We start from the raw sequence: 12,686 nt of genomic DNA on the forward strand, positions 1-12,686 counted from the left end.
GCCGCACGCGCTCGCCGTGTCCGACGCGCCGGGGCTCGGGCCTTTCGCCATCACGGTGCGCGGGTGGCCGAGGAACGGCGCCTGCCGGCCGTCATCGTGATCCTGGTCGGCACCATGACCGGCGCGGCGGGTGGCCTGCTGCGCGACCTGTTCACCGCGCGCGCAGCGCTCCAAAAGCCGGTCCGTGCGGGCCGGGGCGCCATGCCCGTTAAACTTCGGCGGTTTTTCATGAAGGCGTCACACCGTTGTGGTTGTGGCGCACCCCAGGAGTTTCCATGTTCGGCAAGCTGCTGCCCCGCGAGGGCAATTTCTTCGAGATGTTCAACCAGCACGCCGACCGCATCGTGGAGGCGGCGAGGGCTTTCGAGCAACTCGTCGCCAACTACAACGACGTGCACCTGCGCGAGCAGTACAACCGCGATGTCGACAACGCCGAGCGCGCGGCCGACCGTGTGACGCACGACGTCAACCGGCTGATCCACAAGACTTTCATCACGCCCATCGACCGCGAGCAGATCCACAAGCTCATCAACACGATGGACGACGTGGCCGACCTGATCCAGGACTCGGCCGAGACCATGGCGCTGTACGACGTGCGCCACATGACCGACGAGATCGTGCGCCTCACGGCCCTGAGCGTGAAGTGCTGCGACCGCCTGAAGGACGCCGTCAAGTTCCTCGGCAAGATCGCCGATCCGGCGGTGGCCGAAGCGGTGCTCAAGACCTGCGAGGAAATCGACCGCCTCGAATCGGACGCCGACCGCGTGATGCGCAGCGCCATGAGCAAGCTGTTCCGCGAGGAGCCCGATGTGCGCGAGGTGATCAAGCTCAAGGCGATCTACGAGCTGCTGGAAACGATCACCGACAAGTGCGAAGACGTGGCCAACGTGATCGAGGGCATCGTCCTCGAGAACTCCTGAGCCGGTAGCAACCGATGGCAACGGTTCAGGTCGCCCTCTGGGTGGTGATAGTGCTGGTCGTGCTCGCGATCCTGTTCGACTTCATGAACGGGTTCCACGACGCGGCCAATTCGATCGCGACGGTGGTCTCCACCGGCGTGCTCAAGCCGGGGCAGGCCGTGGTGTTCGCGGCCTTCTTCAACCTGATCGCGATCTTCGTCTTTCATTTGAGCGTGGCGGCCACGGTGGGCAAGGGCATTGCCCAGCCGGGCGTGGTCGATGTGCACGTGGTGTTCGGCGCGCTCATCGGCGCCATCAGCTGGAACCTCGTCACCTGGTACTACGGCATTCCGAGCAGTTCGTCGCACGCGCTGATCGGCGGCATCGTGGGTGCGGTGATCGCCAAGACCGGCACCGGCGGGCTGGTGGCCTCGGGCATCTGGAAGACGGTGGCCTTCATCTTCGTGTCGCCGCTGCTCGGCTTCACGCTGGGCTCGATGATGATGATCGCGGTGGCCTGGGGCTTTCGGCGTGCCACGCCGTCGCGGGTGGACCGGTGGTTCAGGCGGCTGCAATTGGTGTCTGCCGGGGCCTACAGCCTCGGCCACGGCGGCAACGACGCGCAAAAGACCATCGGCATCATCTGGATGCTGCTGATCGCCACCGGCTATGCCTCGGCCAGCGACGCCACGCCGCCACTGTGGACCATCGTGAGCTGCTACACGGCCATTGCGCTGGGCACCATGTTCGGCGGCTGGCGCATCGTGAAGACGATGGGCCAGAAGATCACCAAGTTGAAGCCCGTGGGCGGCTTCTGCGCCGAGACGGGCGGGGCGCTGACGCTGTTCCTGGCCACCGCGCTGGGCATTCCGGTGTCGACCACCCACACCATTACGGGCGCCATCGTCGGCGTGGGCTCCACGCAGCGCGCGAGCGCGGTGCGCTGGGGCGTGGCGGGGAACATCGTGTGGGCGTGGATCTTCACGATTCCCGCCTCGGCCTTCGTGGCCGCGATCGCCTACTGGATCAGCATCCAGCTGTTCTGATCGCTATTGTGAAATCTTCCGGCCTTCTTCGATCTGATGCTCGAAGTAGCGCTGGAAGCTGAACACGATGCTGGCCATCAGGATCGTGCTGCCGAAGAACAGCGACATCACCACCGCGCCGATGGTGAACCAGTTGGTCTGGCCCGGCTTGGCGTCCGGCGCAGCGCTTGCGTTGAAGCGCGCGTTCCACTTTTCGGGCGTCATCAGGCCGTAGACGATGGCCGCCAGCGCGCAGCCCGCGATGGTGAATCCCAGCAACGGAATCAGCGCCCAGCTCAGGCCGTCGTCCACGCCGTACATGCGCACGCGCTCGATGCCGTACACGCCCAGTGCCGTCGGAATGGGCAGCAGCCAACCGAGCCAGTCGCCGATGCCCCGCAGGTAGAAGCGGTGCAGGCCCAGCGGGCCGCCCAGGAACGTGAGCCATGCGGCGGTGGTCTTGTTTTTCATTCGGGTGTCATTCAAAGGTCATTCGGGTTGGGTGGTGCTGCCTTCGCCGAGCACCTTCTCCATCAGCACCACGTCGCGCCATTCGCCGAACTTCCAGCCGCAGTCCTTCAGCACGCCGACGTGGGTGAAGCCCTGGCCGCGGTGCACCCCGACGGAGCCGGCGTTGGCCGAGTCGCCGATCACCGCGATCAGCTTGCGCACCCCCACTGCTTCGGCCGCTTGCGACAGCGCCGCCAGCAGCTTCGCGCCCAGGCCCTTGCCGCGCGCCGACTCCGACATGTAGATCGAGTCTTCGGCCGAAAAACGGTAGGCCGGGCGCGGCTTGAACCAGTTGCAGTAGGCAAAACCCAACACTTCGCCGTTTTCTTCGGCGACCAGGTACGGCAGATTCTTGCCCAGCACGTCGGCGCGCCGGATGGCCATTTCAGCCGGGGAGGGAGGCTCTGTTTCGAAGGTGCCGGTGCCGTTCAGCACGTGGTGGGCATAGATGGCCGTGACGGCCGCAACGTCTTCGTCGCGGCTGGGGCGGATGGTGAGGGGCATGCGGATGAAAACAGGTGGCGCGAAGCCGGAATTCGGAGAAAACGCGTGTCGGGCTATAATCGCAGGCTTTTCAGCGTGTCGCTGGCCGGGTGGCCATGTCGCGTGTCTCGACGCTGGAAGAACATTGTGAGCGGGCCTCTTCTTCATCCATAAGGCCTGCTGACCACCCAAGGATAAATCATGGTCGTCATTCGACTTTCCCGCGGCGGCTCCAAAGGCCGTCCGTTCTTCAACATCGTCGTGTCGGACAAGCGCGTTCGCCGCGATGGCCGTTTCATCGAGCGTCTGGGTTTCTACAACCCGACCGCCAAGGAAAACGAAGAAAGCATCCGTATCGCCCAGGACCGCCTGGCCTACTGGAAGAGCGTCGGCGCACAAGCTTCGCCCACCGTTCTGCGCATCATCAAGCAAGCTGCTTCGGCAGCACCCAAGGCGGCGGCCTAACCCGTCCCGCACGGCGATGTTGCCCGCACTCGAAACCGCCGAATTGCCGGCGGACGCGATTGAAGTAGGGCGCATCGCCGATGCATGGGGCATCAAGGGCTGGTTCAAGGTCCTGCCCCACAGCGCCCAACCCGAGGCGCTTTTTTCTTCCAAGCGATGGTTTCTGCAGGCCCCCGGGGCCTCGGCAAGCGCCGCTTTCCGGCTCGCGATCCGCGAAGCCAAAGAACATTCCAGCTGCATCGTCGCCACGTCCGACGATGTGCCAGACCGTAACGCGGCCGAAGCGCTGCGCGGCGCGCGCGTGTTCGTGTCGCGCTCCAGCTTTCCAACGGCCGGCGACGACGAGTACTACTGGGTCGACCTGATCGGCCTGTCGGTGGTCAACCGCGAAGGCGTCGTGCTCGGCGAGGTGCGCGAGTTGCTCGCCACCGGTCCGCAGACCACGCTGGTGCTCGCTGCCGAAGAAGACGGCAAGGCTATCGAGCGCATGGTGCCTTTCGTTTCGGTCTTCGTCGACAAGGTCGACCTGTCCGGCCGCCTGATCACGGTCGACTGGCAACCCGAATACTGACCGGCGACTGCGCGCATGCGCTTCGACGTCCTCACGCTGTTTCCCGAACTGTTCGCGCCTTTCATGGCCGGCGGCGTGACGCGCCGCGCCTACGAGTCGAAGCAGGTCGAGGTCGTGCTGTGGAATCCGCGCGATTTCGCCCAAGGCAACTACCGGCGCGTGGACGACCGCCCGTTCGGCGGCGGCCCTGGCATGGTGATGATGGCGCAGCCGCTGTCGGCCTGCCTCGATGCAGCGCTCGCGGCCCGCGGCACCGGCGCGCCGGTCGTGCTGTTTTCCCCTATCGGCGAGGCGCTGCGGCACGCGACGGTCGAGCACTGGTCTGCCAGTGAGGGCGCGGTGCTGGTCTGCGGCCGCTATGAGGGCATCGACCAGCGATTCATCGACACGCGCGTCACGCACCAGATCAGCCTCGGCGATTTCGTTCTCTCCGGCGGAGAGATCGCGGCCATTGCGCTGCTCGATGCGGTCGCGCGCTTGCAGCCGGGGGTGCTGGGCGACGAAGCCAGCCACGTGCAGGACAGCTTCAATCCCGCCCTCGACGGGCTGCTCGACTGCCCGCACTACACACGGCCCGAGCAATGGAACGAACTGGGTGTGCCGGCGCCGTTGCTGTCGGGCCACCATGTGCAGATCGAGCGCTGGCGGCGCGACCAGCGCCTGGCGATCACGGCCGCTCGGCGTCCTGAACTGATAGACGCAGCCCGTGCGGCGGGGCGCCTTGCCAAGGCCGATGAGGCTGCGCTGAAAAAAAAGCTATAATCCTGGGTTCCCCGATCCTCTGCCCGGCCGCGCCGGGTTTTTCGCCGGTTCATCCGATGAAAACCCAGGCGCCCTTTGTGTAGCCCGGCACGATCGACTATCAGGAAATCATGAACCTCATCCAGACCCTCGAGCAGGAAGAAATTTCCCGCCTCGGCAAAACCATCCCCAATTTCATGCCTGGCGACACGGTCATCGTCAGCGTGAGCGTCGTTGAAGGCACCCGCAAGCGCGTGCAGGCCTACGAAGGCGTCGTGATCGCCAAGCGCAACCGTGGCCTGAACAGCGGCTTCACCGTGCGCAAGATCTCCAGCGGCGAAGGCGTGGAGCGTACGTTCCAGACCTACAGCCCGCTGATCGCCGGCATCGAAGTCAAGCGCCGCGGCGATGTGCGCCGCGCCAAGCTGTACTACCTGCGCGAGCGCAGCGGCCGTTCGGCACGCATCAAGGAAAAGCTGCCGAGCAAGTCGACGGCCGCTGCCAAATAAGCAGTCCTGTCGTGCAAGAAAAGCCGCCGCTCTGGCGGCTTTTTGCATTGGTGCTCCGCACAAAAAGACAGCCTGGCTTTTTTACGCTCTACTCGACGCCCCTTGACTTCTTTCTCCTCCACCGCCGCCATGCAACCCGCTCCCCTCGAACCCATCAATGCCGTGGTGCCACCCACGCTGCTGCAGTTCGATCCGCGCGAGGCGCCGTTCGTGGACGGCAGCGACGGCCTGCCTGCAGTGGCGGCCAACCAGTTGACGGCGCAGGCTTTGCGCGCGCGCTTCGACGCGCCGCCCGCGTGGGAGCCCGAGCTCAGGCGTGAGCCGCGCATGATCGACCGACCGCCCGCGCAGGCCGCCGTGCTGGTACCGATCGTGCAGCGCCCCGGCGGCGCGACCGTGCTGCTCACCGAGCGAACCACGCACCTGTCCAATCACTCGGGCCAGGTGGCTTTTCCGGGCGGCCGGGTCGACCCGGAAGACGCCAACATTTCGGCCGCCGCCTTGCGCGAGGCATGGGAAGAGGTCGGCCTGTCGGCGCAGTTCATCGAAGTGCTCGGCAGTCTTCCGACCTACACCACGGTGACCTCGTTCATCGTGACGCCGGTCGTCGCGCTGGTGCAGCCCGACTTCGAGCTCACCATCAACCCCTACGAAGTGGCCCATGCCTTCGAGGTGCCGCTGGCCTGGTTGATGGAGCCGGCCAACCACCGCCGCCATTCGGTGAGCGCGGTGGACGGCCGCAAGCGCGAGTGGTATTCGATGCCCTACCAGGACGGGCCCGACGAGCGCTTCGTCTGGGGCGCGACCGCGGGCATGCTGCGCAATCTCTACCGCTTCCTCGCCGCCTGAGTCTCTTGCGCGGAGGGCCCGAATCTTCAGGCGCTCTCGCTATCATCGAAGGATGAGCTTCTTTGCCATCCTGTGCGCGCTGCTGATCGAGCAGGTGCGGCCGCTGGGCCCGCACAACCCCGTGTACGGCGGGGTCCTGGCGTGGACGCGCTGGACCAGCCGCAATTTCGACGCGGGCAAGCCGCATCACGGATGGATCGCCTGGGGGCTCGCGGTCTTCGTGCCCACACTCTTGTCTCTGGGTGTGCACTGGCTGCTGGTGCTCACGCTCGGCCTGCCGTTCGCGGTGCTCTGGAGCATCGCGGTGCTTTACGTCACGCTGGGCTTCAGGCAGTTCAGCCATCACTTCACCGACATCCGCGACGCGCTCGACGAGGGCGACGAGCCGCTCGCGCGCTCGCTGCTCGCGCACTGGCAGGGTGTCGATGCGGCTGACCTGCCGCGCAGCGAGATCGTGCGCCACGTCATCGAGCATTCGGTGATCGCCGCGCACCGCCATGTGTTCGGCGTGCTGGCGTGGTTCTCGATCATTGCGGCCATCGGCCTCGGGCCGGCGGGCGCCGTGTTCTACCGCATGAGCGAATTCGTCTCGCGCTACTGGACGCACAAGAACGGCGCCGTGGTGCAGCCGTCGAGCATGGCGGTGCAGGAGGCCGCCGGGCGCGCCTGGCATGCGGTCGATTGGCTTCCCGCGCGCATCACGGCGCTGGGCTTCGCGGTGGTCGGCAGCTTCGAGGAGGCCATCGACTGCTGGCGAAACGACGCCCAGCGCTTTCCCAACGAAAACGACGGCGTGATCCTTGCCGCGACATCGGGCGCGGTCAACGTGCGCCTGGGCGGTGGGTCGCTGAGTCCCATTCCCGTCACCGATCCGCTGTCGCGCGCGCAGGCCGGCGAATCGATGGCCGACGGCCGCCGTATCGACAGCGGCAGCACCCCGGGGCGCGAGCCCGAGCCCGGCCACCTGCGCAGCGTCGTGGGCCTTGTCTGGCGCTCGGTCGTCATGTGGATGGTGCTGCTGGCCTTGCTGACCTTGGCTCGCCTGCTGGGCTGAGCCGCAGGAGAATTTCATGACATCCGCAACGCCGGCTTTCTGGAGCCCGCGCATCGGCGCGCTCGAGCCCTACGTGCCCGGCGAGCAGCCGCGCATCGAGAACCTCGTCAAGCTCAACACCAACGAGAACCCTTACCCGCCGTCGCCGGTGGCCGTCGAGGCGATCCGTCGCGCGGCGGAGCACGGGCTGGAGCGCTACCCGGACCCGACCTCGCTCGCCTTGCGCGAAGCCGTCGCGCGGCGGTACGGCCTGCGGGCCGACCAGGTGTTCGCGGGCAACGGTTCCGACGAGGTGCTCGCGCACGCGTTCTTCGCGTTCTTCCAGCAGGCAGCGCCGCTGCTGATGCCCGATGTGAGCTACAGCTTCTACAAGGTCTATGCGCAGCTGTACGGCATCGACTGCGCGCTGCAACCGGTGGACGACGGCCTGCGCATCGACATCGACGCCCTTGCGGCGCGGGCCCGCGAGCGCTGCGCGGGCGTCGTCATCGCGAATCCCAACGCGCCCACGGGCATCGGCCAGCCGTTGTCGCGCATCGAGCAATTGCTGCAGGCCTGCCCCGAGCGCGTGGTGCTGGTGGACGAGGCGTACATCGACTTCGGCGGCGAAACCGCGCTGCCGCTGATCGACAGATATCCGAACCTGCTGGTGGTCCAGACCCTCTCCAAGGCGCATTCGCTGGCGGGCTTGCGGGTCGGTTTCGCCTGCGGGCAGGCGCACCTGATCGACGCCCTGGTGCGCGTGAAGGACAGCTTCAACTCCTACCCGATCGACCGGCTGGCCTCCGCCGGCGCGGTGGCCGCGCTCGACGACGAGGATTGGTTCCGCGGCACGCGCGACAAGATCGTCGACACCCGTGAAGGCCTGTGCCTTCAGCTCGAGGACCTTGGCTTCGACGTGCTGCCTTCGCAGGCCAATTTCGTCTTTGCGCGCCATCCGCGGCGCGACGCCGCCGAACTCGCTGCATTGCTGCGCGAGCGCGCCGTGCTGGTGCGGCATTTCAAGCAGGCGCGCATCGCGCAGTACCTGCGCATCAGCATCGGCACCCGCGAGCAATGCAGCACGCTGGTGCAGCGGCTGCAGGACATCCTCGGCCCCCATCTTTGAAGGAACCCCGGCCATGCCGACCCATGACTCCGACCCGCGCTCGGCGGCCTGCGCAAGCTTCTGGCAAGCGGTGAGCGCCCAGCTCGACAGCCTTCGCACTCTGCCCGGCCACGAACTGGTACCGGCACTGAATGCCCTGCTGCAGCCCTTGTTTCCGCGACTGGCCGCCGAGGTGGCCGGCGAGCCGCCCGCATTCAAGCTCGTGCTGACGGCCCACGGCTCGATGGACGACTTCGACGATGTGATGGCGCTGGCGCAGAGCAGTCCGGCACTGCCGCAGGTCGAGGTGGAGGCTTTCCGTCAGCGCACGGGCCAGGGCTTCGGCATTCGCATGAGCGACTTCGAGCTGGCGAGCGCCGACATCCTGGTGAAGCACGAGCCGTACGACGGCCTCGTGGCGCTCGAGATCGGCTTCGCCAAGCCCATTCCCATGGACATGCGGGACCACGCGCGCCACATGAGCCTCATCATGCTCGACCACATCCTGGGCGAGTACGACACGGCGGTGAAGGTCGGCCCGGTCGACTATGTCGACGCTGGCGACAGCGCGGATTTCGACGGCGTGTCGCTCGACAACTTCGTGCCGGTGTTCGACGCCTGCTGGCGCGACGAACTCGGCCACACCGGTGTGTTCCCCACGGGCGAGCACGCCTGGGCGGGCCTGACCGCCACGCGCGAAGCCGAGGACGGCAGCGAGATCGAAATGGTCGTGATGCGCAACGACACGGCCGGCGCATTGCTGGGCCGCGCCGACCTGGGCCACCGCCTGTCGGCCGCGATTCCGGTGGAGTCGGGCGAAGAACTGGAAGCGGCCCGTGTCTACGAAGACCGGCTGACCGCGCTGCTGCAGACGCACGAGGCGGGCTGCTGCACGCACGTGGTGCTGGAGGAGGGCGTGCGTACCGTCAACTTCCAGGTGGCCGATGCCGCTGCGGCGATCGCGCATGCGCAGTCGTTGCAGGAGGACATGGACCTTCCGGTGACGCTGGACCTGGCCTTCGACCCGACCTGGAAGTCCTACCGCGTCTGGCTCGGCTGAAGCCGGCGCTTCAGTAGCGCTTCTGGCTCAGCTCGGCGAACAGCTCGCCGTAGATCTTGTAGCGGCTCGGGCTGATGCCGTTGCCCGTCTCGTTGGCCGCCCCCACGTTGGCGATCACGCCGCAGCCCGGCTCGTGCAGGTGGGTGCAGTTGTAGAACTTGCAGTCGCCCATGTGTTCGGCGATGTCGGGCATCAGGCCGGCGAGCTGCATCGGTTCGATGTGGTTCAGGCCGAATTCCTGGAAGCCCGGCGAATCGATCAGTCCGGTGGTACGGGCTTCGTCGATCCAGTACCAGGTGGTGCTCGTGGTCGTGTGCTTGCCCGAATTCAGCGCTTGCGAGATTTCCTGCGTCAGCACGGTGGCGCCCGGCACCAGCAGGTTGGTCAGCGTGCTCTTGCCCGAGCCCGAAGGGCCCAGCACCAGCGTGCACTTGCCTGCGAGCAGCTTCATCAGCGAGGCGTAGTCGGCCTCGCCCGAAGCCTTCAGCGACAGCGGCAGCACGCCGTGGTGCATGCGCCGGTAGGGCGCCAGCTTGGCCCAGGCGCGCGCAAAGGGCTCGACCAGGTCGCTCTTGTTGAGCGCGATGATGGGCGTGATGCGTTCGGCCTGCGCCGCGATCAGTGCGCGTGCCAACTGATGCTCGGAGAACTCCGGCTCGGCGGCGATCAGGATCAGCACATGGTCGAGGTTGGCCGCGAACGACTTGGTGCGGATCTCGTCCTGCCGGTAGAACAGGTTGCGCCGCGGCAGCACCTGTTCGATGGTGCCTTCGTCCTCGCTGGCCTGCCAGAGGACGCGGTCGCCGACCACGGCCTGGCTTTTCTTGCCGCGCGGGTGGCAGATCAGGCGCTCGCCCGCGGGTGTTTCGACCAGGCAGTGACGCCCGTGGCTGGCGACAACGAGACCGTCGTTCAGCGTCTTGCCGGCAGCGGATGCTGCGGAGGCGGCGGTGCGGCTCGGCTTAGCCAAGGGCGCGGCCCCTCATGCGGCAGGACCAGGGCTCGCGACCAGCGCGTCGGCCTGGCGCGCGCAGTCGAAGTCGGTGACCGAGAGTCCGCCCACGTCGTGTGTGTTGAAGCGCATCACGCAGCGGTTGTAGTGCACCGACAGGTCGGGGTGGTGATCCTGCGTGTGCGCCACGAAAGCCAGCGCATTCACGAAGGCGATGGTCTCGAAGTAGTTGGCGAAAGTGAACGTCTTTTCGATGGCGACATCGGCGCCGTCGCCGGTGAGCTTCCAGCCGTCGAGGCGCGCGAGGGCGGCCACGATTTCGGTGGCGCTCAGCGCCTTGCGTGCGGGAAGGTTCTTCCAGTCTTTGGGATTGAACATGCTGCTCATGAGGGGCTTCGCGAAGAAATGGAAAGTGAATGCATCACGCCGGTGCCGTCATGCGCGCAAGGCGCTCGGAAGCGGGCGGATGGGAGTAGTAGAAGCTCACGAACAACGGGTCGGGCGTGAGCGTCGAGGCGTTGTCCTGGTAGAGCTTGAGCAGGGCAGCCGACAGGTCGGCACCGCTGGTCTGTGCCACGGCATAGGCATCGGCTTCGAACTCGTGCTTGCGCGACAGGCGGGCGGGCAGCGGCGCGATGAAGAAGCCGAACACCGGCACCGCCAGCATGAACAGCAGCAGCGCCAGCGCGCTGTTGGGCGCGGCCAGGTTGGGTTGCACGCCCAGCCCGGCATAGAACCACACCTGCGTCGACACCCAGCCCAGCAACGCGAAGCCCGCCAGGCTCAGCGCGAACATGGCAACGAGCCGCTTGACGATGTGGCGGTGCTTGAAGTGGCCCAGCTCGTGGGCGAGCACGGCTTCGACCTCGCCGGCGTTCAGTTGCCGCAGCAGCGTGTCGTAGAACACCACGCGCTTGCTGGCGCCGAAGCCGGTGAAGTAGGCATTGGCGTGCGCGCTGCGCGTGCTGCCGTCCATCACGAACAGGCCCTTGGCCGCGAAGCCGCAGCGCTTCATGAGCGCCGTGACGCGCGCCTTCAGCGTGGGGTCGTCCAGCGGCTTGAACTTGTTGAACAGCGGTGCGATGAAGGTCGGGTAGATCAGCATCAGCAGCAGGTTGAAGCCCATCCACGCACCCCAGGCCCAGAGCCACCACAGCGGTCCCGCCGCACCCATGAGCCAGAGGATCAGCGCGGCAATGGGCAGGCCGATCACGGCGCCCAGCAGTGTCGACTTGAGCGTGTCGGCCAGCCAGAGCTTCCAGGTCATCTTGTTGAAGCCGAAGCGCTCCTCGAGCCGGAAGGTCTGCCACAGCGTGAAGGACAGCTCCAGCAGCCCGCCGATCAATGCAAAGGCACCCAGCAGCACCAACTGCTGCACCATGCCGCCGCCGATCCACAACAGCAGCAGCTTGTTGAGCACATCGAGCCCGCCGAGCAGCGTCCAGGCCAGCAGCAGCGCCGCGCTCCAGGCCATCTCGATCAGGCCGAAGCGCGCCTTGGCGATGGTGTAGTCGGCGGCCTTCTGGTGGGCGGCGAGGGTGATGGTCTGCGCGAAGGCGGGCGGCACCGTGCCGCGGTGCTGCGCCACGTGGCGCACCTGACGCGAGGCCAGCCAGAACTTCACGAGGAGCCCCGCAACCAGCGCAACCGCAAAGGCAATGGTGAAGATGAGCGAATAGGACATGGAGCGGCGAGTTTAGTCCTCGGTATCTGGGGCCGCAGGCCTTCGACGACAATCCTGCGATGCCCGAATCCATAGCCCCGACACCCCCGGCCGCCGTGCCCACCCTGAAGAAGAGCGACCTGAACCTGGTCTGGCTGGACTGCGAAATGAGCGGCCTCGACCCCGAAAAAGAGTTCCTGCTCGAAATTGCCGTCGTCGTGACCGGCCCCGACCTCACGCCGCGCATCGACGGCCCCGTGCTCGTCATTCACCAGAGCGACGCCGTGCTCGACGCCATGGACGCCTGGAACAAGGGCACCCACGGTCGCAGCGGCCTGATCGACAAGGTGAAGGCCTCCACGCTGGACGAAGCCGCCGCCGAGCAGCAGTTGCTGGAGTTCATCGCCAAGTACATCCCGCGCAGCGGCTCGCCCATGTGCGGCAACACCATCGGGCAGGACCGGCGCTTTCTGGTCAAGTACATGCCCAAGCTGGAGGCGTACTTTCACTACCGCAATCTCGACGTCAGTACCTTGAAGGAGCTGGCCAAGCGCTGGAAACCCAGTGCCTACAGCAGCTTCAAGAAGCAGCAGGCGCACACCGCGCTGGCCGACGTGCACGAGTCCATCGAGGAACTGGCGCACTACCGCGAGACGTTCCTGAAACTGACCGACTGACTTAACCAAGTCGGCGGACAAAGGATTAGGTAAAAACCCGAGTCCGTGCCATAATCGCAGGCTTCGCTGATCGGGCAGGTATTTCAAGCCCGGCCAGCGTCTCTTGCATCTCCCTATCTTGCACACCGCGCCCGATCGCAT

Annotated in this window: 16 protein-coding genes; 11 read left to right on the top strand and 5 right to left on the bottom strand. The window is 66.2% G+C overall.

The window, feature by feature from the left end; translation table 11 throughout:
* Positions 1-275: 275 nt before the first annotated feature.
* A complete protein-coding gene (locus ACSFA5_RS06610) occupies positions 276-920 on the top strand; it encodes a DUF47 domain-containing protein (RefSeq protein ID WP_435435335.1) in 645 nt (214 codons plus the stop codon).
* A 14-nt stretch (positions 921-934) separates the two neighbouring features.
* Positions 935-1,945, top strand: coding sequence for an inorganic phosphate transporter (locus tag ACSFA5_RS06615; RefSeq protein WP_435443237.1), 1,011 nt, complete (start codon positions 935-937; stop codon positions 1,943-1,945).
* Positions 1,946-1,948: 3 nt separating this feature from the next.
* On the opposite strand, the gene ACSFA5_RS06620 is transcribed toward ACSFA5_RS06615, so the two are convergent.
* Together ACSFA5_RS06620 and ACSFA5_RS06625 are read right to left on the bottom strand one after the other, a co-directional pair.
* Positions 1,949-2,395 carry a TM2 domain-containing protein gene (locus ACSFA5_RS06620; protein WP_435443238.1) on the bottom strand — a complete coding sequence of 149 codons (447 nt, stop codon included), beginning with the start codon at positions 2,393-2,395 and terminating at the stop codon, positions 1,949-1,951.
* 18 nt (positions 2,396-2,413) lie between these two features.
* A complete protein-coding gene (locus ACSFA5_RS06625) occupies positions 2,414-2,938 on the bottom strand; it encodes a GNAT family N-acetyltransferase (protein ID WP_435443239.1) in 525 nt (174 codons plus the stop codon).
* Positions 2,939-3,118: 180 nt separating this feature from the next.
* Here ACSFA5_RS06625 and rpsP point away from each other — a divergent pair, with 180 nt between their 5' ends.
* The 8 genes from rpsP to ACSFA5_RS06665 all read left to right on the top strand — a co-directional run bounded on the left by rpsP (position 3,119) and on the right by ACSFA5_RS06665 (position 9,253).
* Positions 3,119-3,382, top strand: a complete 264-nt coding sequence (gene rpsP, locus ACSFA5_RS06630; protein WP_093124286.1) for a 30S ribosomal protein S16 — start codon at positions 3,119-3,121, stop codon at positions 3,380-3,382.
* Positions 3,383-3,398: 16 nt separating this feature from the next.
* The gene (rimM, locus tag ACSFA5_RS06635; RefSeq protein ID WP_435443240.1) at positions 3,399-3,953 is read left to right on the top strand and encodes a ribosome maturation factor RimM; all 555 of its coding nucleotides are present in this window, start codon (positions 3,399-3,401) and stop codon (positions 3,951-3,953) included.
* Positions 3,954-3,968: 15 nt separating this feature from the next.
* Positions 3,969-4,715, top strand: coding sequence for a tRNA (guanosine(37)-N1)-methyltransferase TrmD (trmD, locus tag ACSFA5_RS06640; RefSeq protein WP_435443241.1), 747 nt, complete (start codon positions 3,969-3,971; stop codon positions 4,713-4,715).
* A 110-nt stretch (positions 4,716-4,825) separates the two neighbouring features.
* On the top strand, positions 4,826-5,203 hold the full coding sequence (gene rplS, locus ACSFA5_RS06645) for a 50S ribosomal protein L19 (protein ID WP_435443242.1): 378 nt from the start codon (positions 4,826-4,828) through the stop codon (positions 5,201-5,203).
* A gap of 129 nt (positions 5,204-5,332) precedes the next feature.
* Complete coding sequence (locus ACSFA5_RS06650; protein ID WP_435444069.1) at positions 5,333-6,052, top strand: CoA pyrophosphatase; 720 nt, start codon at positions 5,333-5,335, stop codon at positions 6,050-6,052.
* Positions 6,053-6,104: 52 nt separating this feature from the next.
* Positions 6,105-7,106, top strand: a complete 1,002-nt coding sequence (locus tag ACSFA5_RS06655; RefSeq protein ID WP_435443243.1) for a CobD/CbiB family protein — start codon at positions 6,105-6,107, stop codon at positions 7,104-7,106.
* A 16-nt stretch (positions 7,107-7,122) separates the two neighbouring features.
* Positions 7,123-8,214, top strand: a complete 1,092-nt coding sequence (gene hisC / locus ACSFA5_RS06660; RefSeq protein ID WP_435443244.1) for a histidinol-phosphate transaminase — start codon at positions 7,123-7,125, stop codon at positions 8,212-8,214.
* A 13-nt stretch (positions 8,215-8,227) separates the two neighbouring features.
* Positions 8,228-9,253: a hypothetical protein gene (locus tag ACSFA5_RS06665; RefSeq protein ID WP_435443245.1), complete on the top strand. Its 1,026-nt coding sequence runs from the start codon at positions 8,228-8,230 to the stop codon at positions 9,251-9,253.
* Between the two features lie 10 nt (positions 9,254-9,263).
* Here ACSFA5_RS06665 and rsgA read toward each other — a convergent pair whose 3' ends face one another.
* From rsgA to ACSFA5_RS06680, 3 genes are read right to left on the bottom strand one after another with little or no spacing between them, the layout of a single operon-like run.
* Complete coding sequence (gene rsgA, locus ACSFA5_RS06670) at positions 9,264-10,223, bottom strand: ribosome small subunit-dependent GTPase A (RefSeq protein ID WP_435443246.1); 960 nt, start codon at positions 10,221-10,223, stop codon at positions 9,264-9,266.
* Between the two features lie 12 nt (positions 10,224-10,235).
* A complete protein-coding gene (locus ACSFA5_RS06675) occupies positions 10,236-10,592 on the bottom strand; it encodes a 4a-hydroxytetrahydrobiopterin dehydratase (RefSeq protein ID WP_435443247.1) in 357 nt (118 codons plus the stop codon).
* A 34-nt stretch (positions 10,593-10,626) separates the two neighbouring features.
* On the bottom strand, positions 10,627-11,889 hold the full coding sequence (locus tag ACSFA5_RS06680) for a M48 family metallopeptidase (RefSeq protein WP_435443248.1): 1,263 nt from the start codon (positions 11,887-11,889) through the stop codon (positions 10,627-10,629).
* 59 nt (positions 11,890-11,948) lie between these two features.
* Between ACSFA5_RS06680 and orn the strand changes: the two genes are divergently transcribed.
* The gene (gene orn, locus ACSFA5_RS06685; protein ID WP_435443249.1) at positions 11,949-12,545 is read left to right on the top strand and encodes an oligoribonuclease; all 597 of its coding nucleotides are present in this window, start codon (positions 11,949-11,951) and stop codon (positions 12,543-12,545) included.
* Positions 12,546-12,686: the final 141 nt, after the last annotated feature.

This window comes from Variovorax monticola (genome assembly GCF_051216855.1).
Taxonomy (GTDB): domain Bacteria; phylum Pseudomonadota; class Gammaproteobacteria; order Burkholderiales; family Burkholderiaceae_C; genus Variovorax.